This window comes from Novosphingobium marinum, from assembly GCF_013408095.1.
GTDB lineage: Bacteria > Pseudomonadota > Alphaproteobacteria > Sphingomonadales > Sphingomonadaceae > Novosphingobium > Novosphingobium marinum.
In genome coordinates this window covers 428,320-444,277 of record NZ_JACBZF010000002.1, presented here as the reverse complement: position 1 = coordinate 444,277, position 15,958 = coordinate 428,320, and the positions used below count along the sequence as shown (strand labels likewise).

Below are 15,958 nucleotides of genomic sequence, written 5' to 3'. Positions count from 1 at the left end.
ACGCTCAGCCCTGCTTGCGATAGAGCATGATTGCCCAGCGCAGGTTGCCGTTTCTTGCGCCGTCGACCCAGAGAGAAAGTCCTGCGCTCATCTTCGCCACGAATTCATCGGGAAGCGCGAGTTCATCCTGGCGGGCAATCAGTTCCTCTCGCACCCTTGCATAGTGGTTGCCGAGTTGCTCGGTCAGGACCTCGGTTTCGACCTCCTCGAAACCTCGGGCAAGGAGACCGTCGCGATAGAATTCTATCGACGCGAGGTCGGGCAGATGGATGCGGTCGTAGATCGGTTGCAGCGCCGCCGTGTCGGCATCGGTCGCCTGCATCGGATCGTGAAAAACAAGGAGCCCGCCCGGCCCGAGAACGCGTGCCACCTCGTCGAGCACCGCGCTGCGATCGGGCGCATGAAGGATCGCATCCTGGCTCCAGGCTACGTCGAAAGTGGCATCGCCGAAGGGCAGGTCGTCGAACGATCCGTCCACGACTTCGACCCGGTCGGAAAGGCCGGCCTCGTTCGTCAACGCGCGATTGCGGTCGTTTTCGACGGTCGAAAGATTGAGGCAGGTAACGTTCGCGCCATGCTCGCGAGCGAGGACCCGCGCGGCACCGCCGTATCCTGCTCCGAGGTCGATCACCCGCTTGCCGGAAAGATCGCCGAGCTTTCCCGCCATGTGATCGACGGTCAGCCGGCTTGCCTGGCGGATATCGTCGGTCGTGTCGTAGAGACCGATATGGATGTCTTCGCCGCCCCAGATCGCGCTATAGAAGCTGTCGGCCTCCTCGCTGTCGTAGTAGTCGCGTGCTACCGCCACTCCTTCCCCTGCCTCAGACATAGTTCTTCTCCGCGACATGCACGAAAAAGTCGGGGTTCGCCTCTTCGGCCTCGTCCTGGAAGTCGCCGTAGGTCTTGATCTTCCGGAAGCCCGCGTCCTCCAGCAGGCCCCGCACGTAGTTCTTGCGCAGCGGGAACATGTTCAGGTTGTGCTTCGAACCGTCCGGGAAGCGGTACTCGAAACGGGCAAGCCCCTCGTCCACGTGAACCGGTTCGGCGACGACCTGGTCGCCGCAATAGTAATACTTGTGTTGCGTCGAAAAGCCGTGGTCGAGGATCGAATCGTAGTTGCGCTGATCGATGATGAGGATGCCGTCATGCTTCAACGCCGCATAGAATTCGGCGAGCGCCCGCCGCCGGTCCGCTTCCTCGAACAGGTGGGTGAAACTGTTGCCGAGGCAGATGATGGCGTCGAACTTGCCGTGGACGTCCTTGTTCAGCCAGCGCCAGTCCGCGTGAATCGTCTTGAGCACGACATCGTGGCGCATGCCGTTGTCGAATGCCTTTGCCAGCATTTCGGCCGAGCCATCCGCCGAAAAGACGCTGAAACCTGCCTTGAGCAGCTGGACCGAGTGAAAACCGGTCCCGGTCGCGACATCCAGCACGGTCTCCTTGCCGCGAGCCTTGAGCACATCGATGAAGAAGCGACCTTCGCTCTCGGCTCGCGAATTCCAGTCGATCAGCTCGTCCCACTTGTCCACGAAGCCGCGGATATACTCCGACACGTACTTGTCGCTCTCGCGGACGGCGACGGGGTCTGCACCGTAGTCCTGGAGGGTTTCCGGCGCGAACACGCCCTTCGTCGAAGATTCGATCATATTGCTCCCCATGGCAGAATGGCGCGGCACGACCCCCGGGACGCACTGAACGCATCCGGGCCTGAGAGCGCCGTCAAAGCTTGAACGAGCGACCTGCTAACAAAGTCGCCAACGCTTGGCTACCGCTTGTTCGCTGCAACGCGCAATGACGATCCGAATGCAGGCCAAACAACGCGCGATCAGCCGGCGGCTAACCCTTGATATAACGTCGAGATTTTGGAGATGCTACAAAATGATGACGGGCGCGATGATTTTCACAACCGAGACGACCAATTGATTTTCGATGCCGCTGCCTAAACCATGGCATCCTGCAATACAGCGGAACGGAGTTCCGAAATTCCCGTTTTAGTCTCTGACGACGATGAAATTATTATTGGAAACGCTGCAGAGTGTTTTCGCGCCTGATCCGAAGTCCTCGCAAGTACCGCGTCCAGCTCGCTCGCCTTGATCTTGTCGATCTTGGTAAGCACGATCCGGTAACCGACCGCAGCCTCGTCCAGCATGGTCATCATCTCGGCATCGACAGGCTTTATCCCGTGGCGGCTGTCGATCAGCAGTAGCGTTCGCTTGAGGACCGCGCGCCCGCGCAGGAAATCGCGCACCAGCCGCCGCCAGTTCTCGACGACCTTGGGCGGAGCCTTCGCGAACCCGTATCCTGGCATGTCGACAAGGCGGAACTGCAGTGGATCGCCGACATCGAAGAAATTGAGCTCCTGAGTCCGCCCCGGCGTCACGGATGTGCGGGCGATCGCCTTGCGCCCCGTCAGCGCGTTGAGAAGCGACGACTTGCCGACATTCGAGCGCCCCGCAAAGGCGATCTCGGGCACATCCGGATCGGGCAGGAAATTGAGCGACGGCGCGCTTTTGAGAAAATCGACGCGGCCGGAGAACAGCTTTCGCGCGCGCTCGGCGAGGTCCTCTTCGTCGGAGCTCACTTCGCGGCCTTGGCGGCTTTTTCACGCTCCCGCGCCTGCTCGCGCTCCTCGGCATCGCGCTGGGCCTGCTCGCGAAGCTGGGGATGCTTGCTGTAGAGATACTTCTGTTGCGCGATCGTCAGGATGTTTGAGGTGATCCAGTAGACCAGCAATCCGGCGGCGAACGGGGCCATGATGAACATCATCACCCACGGCATGATCGCGAACATCTGTTGCTGGACCGGATCCATCGGCGCCGGATTGAGCCGGAACTGCAGCCACATCGTCACGCCCAGCAGCACCGCAAGGAGCCCGATGGCGAGGAAGGAGGGCGGCGTGAACGGCAACAGCCCGAAGAGATTCAGGATCAGCAGCGGGTCGGGCGCCGACAGGTCCTTGATCCACAGCGCGAACGGCTGGTGGCGCATCTCGATCGACAGGATGAGCACCTTGTAGAGCGCGAAGAAGACTGGGATCTGCAAGAGCATCGGAAGACAGCCCGAAAGCGGGTTCACGCCCTCCTTCTTGTAGAGTGCCATGATCTCCTGCTGCTGCTTCTGCTTGTCGTCCTTGTAGCGCTCCTGGATCGCCTTCATCTTCGGCTGCACCGCCCGCATCGCCGCCATGCTGGCAAAGCCCCTCTGGGCGATGGGGAACATGACCCCGCGAACGATCACGGTGAGCAGGATGATCGCGACCCCGAAATTGCCGACGAGGTGGAACAGCGAGCGGAGCAGCCAGAAGATCGGCTTTTCGAACCAGAAGAACCAGCCCCAGTCGATCGACATGCCGAAGCGGGAGATGCCCCCGTCCTCGTACTGGTCGAGCACCGCGCTTTCCTTGGCTCCGGCGAACAGGCGCGTGATGCGTGTGAACTGCTTGCCGGAAGGCACGCTTACGTTTCCGTACAGCAGGTCGGCTCGGAACAGGCTGGAGCCCAGCGAGCGGAAATCGCTGGTGGCGCGGGCATCGCCGGGGATGAGGCTCGACATCCAGTAGACATCGGTGAAGCCCACCCAGTCGGTCCTGCCCGGATTCGTCACGACGTCCGCTTCGGCAACGTCATCGTAGTCCGTGCCGAATTCGACCGCGTCGTCGTATGTGCCGAGCGGCCCGGAATGCACGTTGAAGCTGTCGAGGCTCGCCGTGCGCTCGGTCCGGTTGATCAGGGCAAAGGGCTTTACGGTCACAGCCTCGCCACCGCCGTTGGCGACGGTCTGCTGCGCCGTGATCATGTAGTCTTCGTCGATCGAGAACTTGATCGAAAAGACCTGTCCCGAACCGTTCTGCCAGCGCAGGGTGACGGGCGATCCCGGTGTAAGCCGCTCGCCTTCAGCCACTTGCCAGACGGTGTCGGCATCCGGCGTGTCCGCCTGCGTGCCGACCCATCCGAACTGCGCGAAATGCTGCGCAGGCGTTCCCGAGGGCGAGAAGATGCGAACCGGTCCGCTGTCCCTGTCCTGCGATTCCCGGTGGTCGTTGATGACGAGGTCGTCGACAACCGCGCCAGTCAGGTTGATCGAACCGGAAAGGCCCGGCGCATCGACCGGGACACGCCCGCCGTCGGCAAGCGCCTCGGCCAGCGTCTTGCGCTCGGCAGCGACGTCGGCAGGAGCGGAAAGCCCGCCCTCGCGGCTCGCCTTCGGCGCATCGCCCGCCTCGCTCTTCTCGACTTGCTCGATCCGCTCGGTCGGGGTGTCGGACTGCGGATAGAAGTACCTTACCGCCGCATCCCAGCCGAACAGGACGAGGCCGATCAGCAGGACCGAAAGGATGAGGTTGCGCTGGTTATCCACGAAGCGATTCCGTTATTTTCATTCACGCGATGGGACGCCGGGGCCCCTCTAGGCGGTTCAGTCCGGCACGGGATCGTGCCCGTGACCTCCCCACGGGTGGCAGCGCAATAGACGCTTCACCGCGAGCCAGCCACCCTTAATCGCGCCATGTTTCTCGAGCGCTTCGATTGCGTATTGCGAGCAGGACGGCATGTAGCGGCAGGTCGGCGGTATTACGCGAGACGGGCCCAGTTGCCATGCACGGGCGACGAGGATGAGCAGCCGCTTCAACGCCTTGCCCTGCGCCGCCTTGGCGGATCGCCCTGACCCTTCGCGGCGCGGGCAAGCGCGGTGGCGAGGTCCTGCTGCAGGAGGTCGAAATCCCTTTCGATACCACCTTCACGGCCAATCAGGACGTGGTCGGAATCCGGGAGACCCTGCTCGGGCAGGATCGCGCGAAGCAATTCGCGAAACCGCCGTTTCATACGGTTACGCACGACGGCATTGCCGATCTTCTTGGTAACGGTGATGCCGTAGCGCATGCCGCATCCCGCGTTCGGGCGCGTCAGCAGCACGAAACCCGGCTTTGCATTGCGAAGCCCGCGATTTGCTGCAAGGAAATCCGCGCGCCGGGTGAGGACCGCGGGGCGCGCCGGATCACTGCGGGTGCTGCCCGCAGCCTCGTTCAGGCCGAAAGCTTCTTGCGACCGCGCGCGCGGCGAGCGCGAAGCACCTTGCGGCCGCCGGTCGTCGCCTTGCGGGCGCGAAAGCCGTGACGGCGCTTGCGAACGAGGCGGCTGGGCTGGAACGTGCGCTTCATCGAACTAAACCTTCAAATCGGACAGCGCCACGAAAGGCGCGAACAAAAAGGGCCGCCCGCAAAGGCGACCGTGATCAGACACGCGCCGTTACTGGAGGAGGGGCAGCGAGTCAAGGTCGGCGACGGCAACTTCCCGCCGGTCGAGCCTGACCCAGAGCGCCATTTCGGCAGCGTCCAGCCAGCGGGCATCGGCATGGGGAGCCGAATTGGTCATCGCATAGAAGGATGCCGCTTCTTCCGGACTCATCCCCATCGCGCGATAGTAGTCGAGATAGCGCCGGTTTTCGGGTGCCGCCATCCCGTACTCGGTGGCTTCCCTCCCTTCCTCGTCCATCCAGGCATGGACCGCGAACTCCGCTCCCTCGTCCGCGATCCGGCGGGCGCCTGCGAGGAAGAGTTCGACCGCGCCCGACCGGACCGAGCCGCCGGCGGGAACGTAGGTCGTCATGCCCCGTTCGCGGATCATGCGACCGACCGCCAGATTTGCAAGATCGTCTTCCGTTCCGGGACATTCGATCATCTCGAGCAGTTCGATCCCCGGATGCTCGGCTATCATGGCCCGGAAATGCGCGGGCGCGCTCGCTCCCGTCACATCGACCAGAGCCGCCCTGCGCTCGTCGAGCACCCTGAACGGGCCATACGCGGCAATGCCCTCCGGAATTTCGACCGGAGCGATGGCCACGAAGCGCTCGCCCCCGGCTGCGACCCACACCTCCCCGACGACGACTTCCTCGTAGACGACCGTCTGCGCGGACGCCGGCAAGGCCGCGAAAGCCACCAGGAAAGTCGCGAGGGCGAAAATGTACCGCATCGCAGTAAACTGCGCCGATGCGTCTTACCGGCATCCTTCACCGAAAGGTTAAGGTCGCGTTTGCCCTGCGCGATGCCGCACCGCGCCACTCGACACATCGCGCCGTCTCGGCCACAAGCCATTGGAATCACGGCAGGGGGTACGTCTTGGTCGCGCTGGTATCGACAGTGGCCTATCTTGGCCTGGAGGCGCGCGGCGTCGAAGTGCAATGCCAGGTGGCGCCCGGAATGCCCGGCTTCCACCTCGTCGGCCTGCCCGACAAGGCAGTTGGCGAAAGCCGGCAGCGCGTGCAGGCGGCGCTTGCCGCGATGGGGCTTTCGCTTCCGCCGAAACGCATCACGATCAACCTGTCGCCCGCCGACCTGCCCAAGGAAGGTTCGCACTACGATCTCCCGATCGCGCTTGCCCTGCTTTCGGCGATGGGAGTGGCGGACGCGGAACAGCTTGCCGATTTCGTCGCCGTCGGCGAACTGGCGCTCGACGGGCGCATAATACCGTCGCCGGGCGTGCTCCTGGCAGCCCTCCATGCAAGCGAGGCCGAAAAGGGATTGATCTGTCCGGGCTCGCAGGGATCGGAAGCACGCTGGGCCAGCGGCGTTCCCGTCGTCGCTGCGCCCGACCTGGTCAGCCTGCTGAACCACCTCAAGGGCACGCAGGTCCTCCCCGAACCGCCGCCCGGCGAAGCGGATCCGCATGCGCGCGGCGCCGATCTCAAGCAGGTCAAGGGACAGGAAACCGCCAAGCGCGCGCTCGAGATCGCTGCCGCGGGCGGACACAACCTGCTGATGATCGGTCCGCCGGGCGCGGGCAAGTCTCTGCTTGCCAGCTGCCTTCCCGGCATCCTGCCCGACCTCACGCCGGGCGAAGCCCTCGGCATTATGTAGCAAGCGCACCAACACAGTTACAGAGGCCCCGGCGATGATGGCGGGTGCCCCTATTTGCGATGCTGTCCGACTTCCGACTCCACAACGAGGGACGGATGGTGCAGGAAAAAGCCATGCCGACCTTCGCCAAATACTTGGGGTTACTCCTCAATCGAGCATCACAAAAATCGGTGCTGTTAACCGACCGCCTCACCATCATGATCGTTCCGTTCACGACGCTGGCCCTGTGGATGACTGGCGCGAAAATGACTGACTCGATCCAAGAGACGGTATTCGTAGGCGTCGCTATCACAGTGCTGGTAGTCGTCCTGTTACGGCTTGCGGCTGCATCGTATTTCGTATGGAAGGACGACCAAGGCGTTAAGTCGGAGCTTCGCACACAATTGGATGAACCTGAGCGTATGGGCTTTATCGCCATGCAGGAGTTTACAAGAGAAAGACGGAAGGACTTAAGCGATAGCCTGGGGCGTCTCGCCGCGATTGCAACTCAAACTCCGACAATGCGGGAGGGCATGGGTGTAAATAATCTCTACAAAGCCTTTGCTGATGTAGATGCACTTATTAGCCAGCTATCGTATGATATACCTGTCCGCATCTCTGCAATTCGACTTCGAAATCTATGTGCAGAAATGCTTTCTGGCACGCGACACGAAGATGAGCTTTTCTGGAGGCAGCGGAAAATAACGTTCAGAATCATTCATAAAGAAGATCTGGTAAATGATATTTTTTCGCTTCTAGAATTAGAAATACTATTAGAAGATATGGGCGTGAAGCCCTTAACAGAATCTCCCGCTCGGGAAAGCCCGATTGAAGAGGTTAAGGGTGCTTTGCGCTCTTTGGGTGACACGTACTACGATCCCCAAGTTCAAAAGCAGCTGCGAGAAACGTTAGCCTCGATTAAAGCTAGAGACGCACTTCGTTAGCCCCAATCGCTTCCAGACATTGTACAAAGAACACCGCCGTAAATTTGCCCCGGCTGATCTTATTGCGGATATTCGGCTCGGAGTCATGCACTCCGATATCGGCCAGCTTCCCGACAAGATCGGCATAAGTGACACCCCGGCGCTTGAGTTCCGCCTTGAGCATTCCCTTCACCCGATCTTCCCATTCCTTGTCCTGCGCGCTCGGCATGTAATCTCCTATGACGGCAACCATGCATTCCCCCTAATGTCGTTTGCCATCATATAGCGTGCATTTGCCATTGACAAGGATGCAATATGTCATCATAAAAGGTGCATAAGCACTGGAAACGATGACATGCAACACTTTCTCCTCTCCGCCGCCGCCCGCACCCTGAGCCTCAAGAAGGTCTATCAGATGGGCGAGGGCAAGGCTTACCAGACCTTCTGCGAACTCCGCTGGCCGGAAACGGAAGGGGAGGCGGTTTGCCCCAAGTGCGGCTGCGTCGAGACCTACAACATCAGCACCCGCCGCAAGTTCAAGTGCGTTGCCTGCCATCACCAGTTTTCGGTGACGAGCGGCACGATCTTTGCCTCGCGCAAGATGAGCTTCACCGACCTGCTGGCCGCTATCGTGATCTTCGTGAACGGCGCAAAGGGCGTTTCCGCGCTCCAGATGAGCCGCGACCTCGACGTGCAATACAAGACTGCCTTCGTCCTGGCGCACAAGCTGCGCGAGGCGATGCAGGCTGAGCAGGCCACCGCCAAGCTCGACGGGATCATTGAAATCGACGGTGCATACTTCGGCGGCCATGTCCGGCAGGAAAACCACAAGGCCGATCGCAAGGATCGTCGCCTTGCCATGAACCAGACAGGCAAGCGCCAGTGCGTAGTCGTGATGCGCGAGCGCGGCGGCAGTGCGCTGCCTTTCGTCGTGCGTCACGAAGGTGATGCCGTTCCCTATGTCCGCGATCATGTCGGCACGCTCGCAACGCTTCATGCGGACGAGGCAAGCTCATGGGACGTGCTTCATGCCGGTTGGCAGACTTGGCGCATCAACCACTCGGTCGCCTTCTCGGACGAGGGTGCTTGTACCAATCAGGCCGAAAGCTATTTCAGCCGTCTTCGCCGGATGGAAGTCGGAACGCATCACCATATCGCTGGCCCATATCTGCGCAGCTACGCGGGCGAAGCTGCATGGCGCGAGGACAACCGTCGCGTTGATAACGGTTCGCAGGCGATGCTGGTGGCCGGGGCTGCTATGGCGTCTGGGGTGTCGCGCCAGTGGGCGGGGTATTGGCAGCGTTAAGGCAAAAAGGCCCGGCATGGGCCGGGCCTTTCCGTTTACCTTTGGCCGCTGGGCGGGTCTCCACCTGTGTCCGAAAACACAGGACGAGCGAAGAGCTCGGTGGAATTTCAGAACACGCGCCCTGCAAAGCAGATCGTGGTGGCACGTGCGCCGCTTCCAAAACCGTAATAGGCGACTAGCCATAATAATGCAAGAATCTCGATTGGAGGCAGCGAATCGTGACTGCCTCCATACCTTACGAGAGACCCGGGAGGGACTTGAACCCTCGCGCCCCACGATGGGCGACCTCCGCTTTCCAGACGGGTGCGTTAACCAACTCCGCCACCGGGCCAAAGGCAGGAGTTCTATAGTAGAACGCGCCAGGAAAAGGCAAGCGCCCATTTCATAGGATTTTTCCTTTTGCGCCATAAATAATGATAAATGTATCTTTGGAACAAAGAATGAAAGTGGCGGATTCTTGCGGCATTGCATTGACTCAGGCGACTATTAGAATTAACGGCCTAAGCCGTTAATTTCGGATGCCCAGTGATTCGGAATTGTCTGCGGAATGGCTCAATACTGTGCATAACCTGTCGGCCCGAACCGAGTTCACTCTACTCCTAGCGCTCTGGCTGATCGGCGTCGGCAGTCTGGCCTGTCAGGCCGTGTTCGGATAATCTGCACACAGCCCCGGCCCGCCTTCCAATGCCGGATCGCCCAACGTCATCGACGCGGCACCGCTGATCTACGATCAGGAGTTGGGGCTACAATCTCCCAAAGCTGATAATTCCCCGGCCCCTCGGTCGATTCAACCAGCCCCTTCTCCCTCTGGTGCCGCAAGGCACTCCCTACGCGCCGAACCATGAGCGGCAGCAGCTTCCGGTCGCCTGCGTCCAGACCGCGCTCCAGGATCATCTGAGCGGCTATCTCGCGCGTTGTCAGGGGATCGCGCGCCTGCCGCAGTATCGAGAGCACTAGGCGGCTCATCTGCCCGCGTGATGCCCAATCGTCGGGCGGGCGGAACATCTTGGGCCGGATCGCTTCGACTTCCATGTCTGGCGCCACGACGCGCAACGCTTCGTCGAGCGCGGCCAGGTCTTTCACAAGCTGGCTCACCCGGTCATGCGCTGCCCGCAGTTCGCCCGCTACCTCTGCCCTGCGCTTGGCAAGACCCTGTATCATGTAATCCGTCATATGCGGACTATAGCATTGCCAATGATGGCGTGTGCCATTATCTTGGTGCGGTTGCTACATAATGCCGGAAGCCCTGGAAGTCTCGATGGTCGCATCGGTCGCCGGGACACTCGAAGGCGGGCGCATCAGCCGGGCGAGGCCCTACAGGGCTCCGCATCACTCGGCCTCTATGGCGGCGCTGACCGGCGGGGGACTGAAGGTGCGGCCCGGCGAAGTCAGCATGGCGCACCTGGGCGTCCTGTTCCTCGACGAGCTGCCCGAATTCCAGCGGGCGGTACTCGATTCGCTTCGCCAGCCCCTCGAAACGGGCGAAGTCACGGTGGCACGAGCGAATGCCCACGTGACATTCCCCGCCCGCGTGCAACTTGTCGCCGCCATGAACCCCTGCCGCTGCGGCCACCTGGGGGACCCGGCGCTCGGCTGCTCGCGCGCGCCGCGATGTGCTGCGGACTATCAGTCCAAGGTATCGGGTCCCCTGCTCGATCGCATCGACCTTCACGTCGAGGTCGACCCGGTCAGCGCCGCCGATCTCGCCCTGCCGCCACCGGCGGAGGGTTCTGCCGAAGTGGCGGAACGCGTTGCGCAGGCCCGACGTCTGCAGCCCGCGCGGCTCGAAGGGACCGGCGCGCGAACCAATGCCGAGCTCGACGGCGACGCGCTCGAAGCGCATGCCACGCCCGACGAGGCTGGACGAAAGCTGCTCATGCAGGCAGCGGAGGCGATGCGACTTTCAGCCCGAGGTTACACGCGCGTCCTGCGCGTTGCGCGCACGATAGCCGATCTCGGCGGAGCGCGGGAAGTCGGACGGATTCACGTGGCCGAGGCCCTCAGTTACCGGCGACAGGCTCCGCGCGCCTGACGCGGCCCCGTCACGAAGTTTCGCTAGCGCGACCGGCGAACAATCGATGCGTTTCGCCATACTGACTCCAAGTTGAAACATTGCGCCTGCATGACACGCGCTTGACAGGAGGATCACGTGTCATCGGCAATGCGAACTGAAGGGGTGGCCACGGCATACGACCGCTGGGCTCCCATCTACGACCTGGTATTCGGAAACGTCTTCAAGTCCGGACGCCAGCAGTCGATCGAGGCGGCGGAGGCCGTCGGCGGCCGCATCCTTGAAGTAGGCGTCGGCACGGGCATCTCGCTGCCGCAGTACCGGCGCGAAAACCGCATTGTCGGCATCGATATCTCCGATGCCATGCTCGACAAGGCGAGGGAGCGCGTTCGCCGGTTCGACCTGCGAAACGTAGAGGACATCCGCGTAATGGATGCCGAGCGGCTCGATTTCGACGACAACAGCTTCGACGTCCTCGTCGCGCAGTACGTGGTGACGGCGGTGCCTGACCCCGAACGCGCGCTCGACGAGTTCGTTCGCGTCGTCCGGCCAGGCGGCGAGATCGTGATTGCGACCCGCATCGGTGCCGGAGCCGGCATGCGCGGCACGGTCGAAAAGGCGCTGATGCCGATCACCAGCAAGCTGGGCTGGCGCACCGAATTTCCGTGGTCCCGCTACGAGGCGTGGGCCGCATCGAACGGCAGAGTAAGGCTCGTCGAGAACCGGCCGCTACCGCCGCTCGGGCATTTTTCCATGGTTCGATACGCCAAGTTGCCGGGCTGAAGCGGCTTCACCTTTTCTCGTTCACGGAAAGCAAGTCATCATGAACCGATTTCGCGAGCAACTTCGGGAACAGCGCTGGGACGATCACCGCTACTATCACCACAGCCTGATCAACCAGAGCCTCCATTTCCTGAGCGCGATCACGTTTCTCGTCGCCTATGTCGTCGTCTGGCAGGACCCCGCGCTTGCGGCACTGCTCGCCTGGGGCGTCGCCATGACCAGCCGACAGGCCGGGCATTTCTTCTTCGAGCCCAAAGGCTACGACGACGTGAACGACTGCACGCACGAGTATAAGGAAGACATCAAGGTCGGTTACAATCTGGCGCGCAAGGTCGTGCTGATGGGGCTCTGGGCGTTCTCGCCGATCGTGCTCTACGTCGAACCGACCTTCTTCGGCGTGTTCGAGGCGCACCGCACCGCTCCGCAATTCTTCGAACACCTCGGCCTGATCTGGCTTGCGCTGGGCATCGGCGGCCTCGTGTTCCGGACCGTGCACCTGTTCTTCATTCGCGACGTGGAAACGGGTCTCGTCTGGGCGGCGAAGATCATCACCGATCCGTTCAACGACTTCCGGCTCTACTGCAAGGCGCCGGGCCAGTTGGTGAAGCAGCGGATCGACGCGCGGCACACGCGCGCCGGCTGATTGCTAACCGCGCTTCAGGCGGTGGCTGACGAATTCCCCGATCAGCCGCCGCCGGAACGCCTTCCCCGCGTCTCCCTCCGGCAGCCACCACCAGCCATCGCGGGCCATCTGCCGCGTCGCTGCAAGGAAGCGGTCGGCGACTTCGGCGAAGTCCCCGTCGCTGTATGCGAGGCTGAAGATAATACGCCCGGATCCGACCCAGCTCAGCGCCAGACCTTCGGCCCGCAGGTAGAATTGCAGCATCCAGTGATATCGCGACGGCTGCGTGTACCATACCGTCCATATCGTGCCGAGGTACGCGACGCGCACCGGCGCGCCTTCCGCCTCGAGCCTGTCGTTGAGGCTTGTCGCTCTCGCGTCCCACGTCTCGTCGAGATCCTCGTAGGGTGCGGCACCCTCGGGCGAATCCATGCGGCGGAGAAATGCGTCCATCGCTCCCATCACATAGGGGTGCGAATTGAACGTGCCCCGCGCGAAGCAGATGTCGGCGGGCCGATCATCGCGAAACCGCTTCATGAGCTCGGCCCGGCCGCACAGTACCCCTACCGGAAGGCCGCCGCCGAGAGTCTTGCCGTACGTGATCATGTCGGGTTCGACGCCGAAATATTCGCACGCGCCGCGCGGTGCGAGCCGGAAGCCGGTGAAGACCTCGTCCATGATGAGCACGATGCCGCTGGCGCGGCACGTTTCGGCAAGGCGACCGAGCCACCGGGCATAGGCCGCCCGGTCGATGCTGCCATCGGCGCGCCCCGAAACCAGCGTGGAATCGCCGGGCGCGTTGCGGTTGGGGTGCAATGCCTGCAGCGGGTTGACGAGAACGCAGGCGATGTTCTTGCGCGTGGCGAGTACCTTCAGCGATTTCTCGCTCATGTCGGCGAGCGTGTAGGTGTGATCGGCGGGGATCGGGTTTCCGATGCCGGGCTGAACGTCGCCCCACCAGCCGTGGTAGGCGCCGGCGAAGCGAACGAGGTGGGTTCGTCCCGTGTGATAACGGGCAAGCCGGACTGCCTGCATCACGGCCTCCGTCCCCGACATGTGGAACGATACCGCATCGAGGCCCGAGATCGCTTTGAGGCGCCTGACATTGTCGGCGACGACGGGATGCAATCCGGCCAGCGTCGGTCCGAGTTCCTCCACCGTTTTCGACCCTTCAGCGATGGTCTCGCGATAGGCGTCGACGCCGAGCAGGTTAACGCCATAGGACCCGGTCAGGTCGTAGAACCTGTTGCCGTCGAGATCGGTAAGCATGACCCCGTCCGAAGCCTTGTAGAAATTTCCGGCGGACAGGTTTTCGCGGACGATCGGGCTGAACTGGTAAGGGACGCGGTAGGAGCCAGTGAACGCGATGTCGGGAATGCTGTCCCGCATTTCGGCGGAAAGGGCCGCGGTTCTGGCGAAGCGGCTATCGTAGATATCGGCGAGATTGCGGAAGCCCGCCTGGCGACGATGGGCGACATCGTCCGGCGCGCCGTCCGCCCGGAAGAATTCCGCTTCGTCGAAGGCATAGTTCGGCACCAGGCCTGCAAGGCGTTTCGCCATGCGCGAGTGACCGGCGAGCGAGCGATGCTTCGCCCGCGACAACCGCAACCTGTCGCGGACCTTCTTGGCCGTCAGCAAGGCACCGGCGGCGCCAATCGCCCCCAACAGCAATTTCCTGTCCTGCAACAACCCCCGGCTCCTGCCCCGGCGCAGCGGCCCTGTCGACGAGCTACCGCGTGAAACTTTCCGACCGCACCGTGGGAGAGGAACTCAACTTCCTGCTCACCAATCGCATTCCCCGCCATGCCCTGACCCGTTTCATGGGGTGGTTCAGCAAGGTCGAGGCCGCGCCGGTGCGATATGTATCGATCGCCCTATGGCGCTTGTTTTGTGACGTTGATCTGACAGATTCCGCCGAAAAGCGCTTTTCCAGCCTGCACGCAGCATTCGTGCGACGCTTGCGCGAGGGGGCTCGCTCGGTCGATCCCGATCCGTCCGTAGTGGTCTCGCCATGCGACGCGATCGTCGGTGCGCACGGTCGCGTTTCCGACGGGCAGGTCTGGCAAGTCAAGGGTCTGCCCTACTCGGTCGCGGACCTGCTTGGCGACACTAGCGAAGCCGAGCCGTTCCGGGATGGCTCATTCGTCACGCTGAGATTGACGGCGGGAATGTACCACCGCTTCCACGCTCCTCATGACCTTGCGGTCGAGCAGGTCCGCTACATTTCTGGCGACACCTGGAACGTCAATCCAGCGGCGCTCAAGCGGATCGAGCGCCTGTACTGCCGCAACGAGCGCGCACCGATCGCCGCGAGGCTGCAGGCAGGCAGCTTTCCGATCATGCTGGTTCCCGTGGCAGCGGTTCTGGTGGCGAGTATCCGCTTGCCGTTTCTCGACAATGTCGGCAACGTGCGCTCGGGCGGGGAACGCGCCCGGCCATGCAGTGCAGTTTTTGCGAAGGGCGAGGAGATGGGCTGGTTCGAGCACGGCTCAACCATCGTGGTCCTTGTGCCGAAGGAATGCGGGCTGTGCCCGGAGATCGCCGAGGGATCGCTGATCCGCATGGGCGAACCGCTCTTCCGGTTGCAGGAACCCTAGTCGCCCGGAATCCAGTCGAGCTGGCGGATGACTTCGGTAATGACGCGGGGATCGCCAGAGAAGCCAAGATGCGTACAGCGCACGGGTACTGCGCGATCACGCTCTCCCTTGCGCCCGCAAGCCGCGCGCGGATGGATAACACCATCGCGCGCGCTCCACAGCGCGATCGTTGTAACCGGCGGCTTGATCGAGAAATCGTCGCAGTCGATCGGCGGCGAATCTACGGGGTGCCCGGTCAGAAACTGGTAGGCGCGCCATACGTTGTTCGCGCGCGGATCGTGGCTGAACGGCGTGCCCATCGTGATGACCCGCCCGACCGCTTCGGGCTGACGGCGAGCGATCTCCCGCGCGAACAGCCCGCCGAGGCTCCATCCGACGAGGGCGACAGGCTGGTCGTGCTCGCGCGCGATCTTTCGTACCCGCCGCATCAGGTAGGAGAAGTTTTCCGCGGTCGGCCCCATGTTGAAGCCCAGACCCCAGTCGAAAACCTCATGCCCCGCACGCTCCAGCGAATCTCCCATCCGCTTCATGCGGCTGGGATGGGCCGCGAAGCCGGGAAGCAGCATTACCGGCTGCGGGTGGAGGGCGAGCTCACCGTGAACGGCCTTGTTGCTTCGCCTCACGAACTCGGCGATTTCGGACAGCATCAGCCTGACCGGAGGGCCGGTGACCCCGTCCGGCTGAGGCTGCCGCGCCAGGGTCGTCCGCTTCGAAAGTTCCCCCGCCACCAGCGCAGCCCGACGCCCTGCTTCGCGAAGCAGCGAGTGGCCGGAGGAGATTGCACTGTCGAACACGTAAACCCTGCAGAATACTGTACCTGGTTGCCGCCCAACGCCTCGATGCGTCGAGCGGTTCCGCAACCGTCATGGCACTTTTGTTACAGGGTA

Annotated in this window: 17 protein-coding genes, 1 tRNA gene and 2 pseudogenes; 7 read left to right on the top strand and 13 right to left on the bottom strand. The window is 62.4% G+C overall.

Features of this window, described 5'->3' with window-relative positions; all coding sequences use genetic code 11:
* Nucleotides 1-4 precede the first annotated feature (4 nt).
* The 8 genes from FHS75_RS06855 to FHS75_RS06820 form a co-directional block, all read right to left on the bottom strand.
* A complete protein-coding gene (locus tag FHS75_RS06855) occupies nt 5-829 on the bottom strand; it encodes an SAM-dependent methyltransferase (protein ID WP_179406944.1) in 825 nt (274 codons plus the stop codon).
* On the bottom strand, nt 822-1,646 hold the full coding sequence (locus FHS75_RS06850; protein ID WP_179406943.1) for a glycine/sarcosine N-methyltransferase: 825 nt from the start codon (nt 1,644-1,646) through the stop codon (nt 822-824). The genes FHS75_RS06855 and FHS75_RS06850 overlap by 8 nt, the downstream gene beginning before the upstream one ends.
* Nucleotides 1,647-1,939: 293 nt before the next feature.
* Complete coding sequence (gene yihA, locus FHS75_RS06845) at nt 1,940-2,581, bottom strand: ribosome biogenesis GTP-binding protein YihA/YsxC (RefSeq protein WP_179406942.1); 642 nt, start codon at nt 2,579-2,581, stop codon at nt 1,940-1,942.
* Nucleotides 2,578-4,356, bottom strand: a complete 1,779-nt coding sequence (gene yidC, locus FHS75_RS06840) for a membrane protein insertase YidC (RefSeq protein WP_179406941.1) — start codon at nt 4,354-4,356, stop codon at nt 2,578-2,580. The genes yihA and yidC overlap by 4 nt, the downstream gene beginning before the upstream one ends.
* A 57-nt stretch (nt 4,357-4,413) precedes the next feature.
* A complete protein-coding gene (gene yidD, locus FHS75_RS06835; protein WP_179406940.1) occupies nt 4,414-4,626 on the bottom strand; it encodes a membrane protein insertion efficiency factor YidD in 213 nt (70 codons plus the stop codon).
* Nucleotides 4,623-5,024 (bottom strand): ribonuclease P protein component, encoded by a 402-nt coding sequence (gene rnpA / locus FHS75_RS06830; protein WP_179407416.1) that lies wholly within the window; start codon nt 5,022-5,024, stop codon nt 4,623-4,625. Before rnpA ends, yidD begins: the two co-directional genes overlap by 4 nt.
* Complete coding sequence (gene rpmH / locus FHS75_RS06825; protein ID WP_179406939.1) at nt 5,021-5,155, bottom strand: 50S ribosomal protein L34; 135 nt, start codon at nt 5,153-5,155, stop codon at nt 5,021-5,023. The genes rnpA and rpmH overlap by 4 nt, the downstream gene beginning before the upstream one ends.
* An 88-nt stretch (nt 5,156-5,243) precedes the next feature.
* The gene (locus FHS75_RS06820) at nt 5,244-5,966 is read right to left on the bottom strand and encodes an alpha/beta hydrolase (RefSeq protein WP_179406938.1); all 723 of its coding nucleotides are present in this window, start codon (nt 5,964-5,966) and stop codon (nt 5,244-5,246) included.
* 146 nt (nt 5,967-6,112) lie between these two features.
* Here FHS75_RS06820 and FHS75_RS06815 point away from each other — a divergent pair.
* Nucleotides 6,113-6,838: pseudogene (locus FHS75_RS06815) on the top strand (magnesium chelatase domain-containing protein); the annotation flags it as partial.
* Between the two features lie 125 nt (nt 6,839-6,963).
* Nucleotides 6,964-7,773: a hypothetical protein gene (locus tag FHS75_RS06810; RefSeq protein ID WP_179406937.1), complete on the top strand. Its 810-nt coding sequence runs from the start codon at nt 6,964-6,966 to the stop codon at nt 7,771-7,773.
* Here the strand turns inward: FHS75_RS06810 and FHS75_RS06805 are convergent.
* Complete coding sequence (locus FHS75_RS06805) at nt 7,754-8,005, bottom strand: DUF6471 domain-containing protein (RefSeq protein WP_218845156.1); 252 nt, start codon at nt 8,003-8,005, stop codon at nt 7,754-7,756. The two genes, FHS75_RS06810 and FHS75_RS06805, sit on opposite strands and share 20 nt — an antisense overlap.
* Nucleotides 8,006-8,107: 102 nt before the next feature.
* On the opposite strand from FHS75_RS06805, the gene FHS75_RS06800 reads away from it, so the two are divergent.
* Nucleotides 8,108-9,058: an IS1595 family transposase gene (locus FHS75_RS06800; protein WP_179406936.1), complete on the top strand. Its 951-nt coding sequence runs from the start codon at nt 8,108-8,110 to the stop codon at nt 9,056-9,058.
* 242 nt (nt 9,059-9,300) lie between these two features.
* On the opposite strand, the gene FHS75_RS06795 is transcribed toward FHS75_RS06800, so the two are convergent.
* Nucleotides 9,301-9,389 (bottom strand) — tRNA-Ser (locus tag FHS75_RS06795).
* Nucleotides 9,390-9,760: 371 nt separating this feature from the next.
* On the bottom strand, nt 9,761-10,219 hold the full coding sequence (locus tag FHS75_RS06790; RefSeq protein WP_218845155.1) for a hypothetical protein: 459 nt from the start codon (nt 10,217-10,219) through the stop codon (nt 9,761-9,763).
* Nucleotides 10,220-10,298: 79 nt separating this feature from the next.
* Between FHS75_RS06790 and FHS75_RS06785 the strand changes: the two are divergent.
* From FHS75_RS06785 to FHS75_RS06775, 3 genes and pseudogenes are all read left to right on the top strand, one after another.
* Nucleotides 10,299-11,090, top strand: a pseudogene (locus tag FHS75_RS06785) (YifB family Mg chelatase-like AAA ATPase); the annotation flags it as partial.
* A gap of 117 nt (nt 11,091-11,207) precedes the next feature.
* Entirely contained in the window at nt 11,208-11,852 is a 645-nt protein-coding gene (locus tag FHS75_RS06780; RefSeq protein WP_342356004.1) for a class I SAM-dependent methyltransferase, read from the top strand.
* 40 nt (nt 11,853-11,892) lie between these two features.
* Nucleotides 11,893-12,495, top strand: coding sequence for a hypothetical protein (locus FHS75_RS06775; protein WP_179406934.1), 603 nt, complete (start codon nt 11,893-11,895; stop codon nt 12,493-12,495).
* Between the two features lie 3 nt (nt 12,496-12,498).
* On the opposite strand, the gene FHS75_RS06770 is transcribed toward FHS75_RS06775, so the two are convergent.
* Nucleotides 12,499-14,139 (bottom strand): aminotransferase class III-fold pyridoxal phosphate-dependent enzyme, encoded by a 1,641-nt coding sequence (locus FHS75_RS06770; protein ID WP_229735502.1) that lies wholly within the window; start codon nt 14,137-14,139, stop codon nt 12,499-12,501.
* 71 nt (nt 14,140-14,210) lie between these two features.
* Between FHS75_RS06770 and asd the strand changes: the two genes are divergently transcribed.
* Nucleotides 14,211-15,071 (top strand): archaetidylserine decarboxylase, encoded by an 861-nt coding sequence (gene asd / locus FHS75_RS06765; protein WP_229735501.1) that lies wholly within the window; start codon nt 14,211-14,213, stop codon nt 15,069-15,071.
* On the opposite strand, the gene FHS75_RS06760 is transcribed toward asd, so the two are convergent.
* On the bottom strand, nt 15,068-15,865 hold the full coding sequence (locus FHS75_RS06760) for an esterase/lipase family protein (protein ID WP_308420079.1): 798 nt from the start codon (nt 15,863-15,865) through the stop codon (nt 15,068-15,070). The two genes, asd and FHS75_RS06760, sit on opposite strands and share 4 nt — an antisense overlap.
* Between the last annotated feature and the right edge of the window lie 93 nt (nt 15,866-15,958).